At 69.5% G+C, this 393-nt stretch carries 1 protein-coding gene; it reads right to left on the reverse strand.

Translation table 11 applies throughout. The features are described from left to right. Window positions 1-393 (reverse strand): Ig-like domain-containing protein (locus LHP98_RS19325; RefSeq protein WP_227254170.1); only part of this gene is annotated, 393 nt, incomplete at both ends.

Consider the following 393-nt stretch of genomic DNA (forward strand, 5'->3'; position numbering starts at 1 on the left):
CCGGCAGGCTGAGGAAGCGCGCCTCAAGCTGGAAATCATCGTCCGCGGTGGTCTGCATCGCCCGCGCCGCGGTGTTGGTGTTCCAGGCGTCATAGGTCCCGTCCGGGGTCACCAGCGCCAGCCAGGCATCCTGCGCCGAGGTCCCCAGCGCCGAGGAAACCCCCGCCGGCCCCTCAATCCGCCAGACCGGGTCAAGAACGCCGGCAGAGAAATCGTCGGAGGCGGGGCCGCCGCCGGGCTCCTGCTCTGGCGTGACCGTGATCGCCACGGTTGCGGTGTCTGTGAGGGTTCCGTCGGAGACGGTGTAGGTGAAGCTGTCGCTGCCCGAGAAGCCGGCGGTGGGGGTGTAGGTGTAGCTGCCGTTGCCGAGGTTGGTCAGCGTGCCGTTGGCCG

Origin of the sequence: Rhodobacter sp. Har01 (genome assembly GCF_020564565.1) — a bacterium.
GTDB lineage: Bacteria > Pseudomonadota > Alphaproteobacteria > Rhodobacterales > Rhodobacteraceae > Pseudogemmobacter.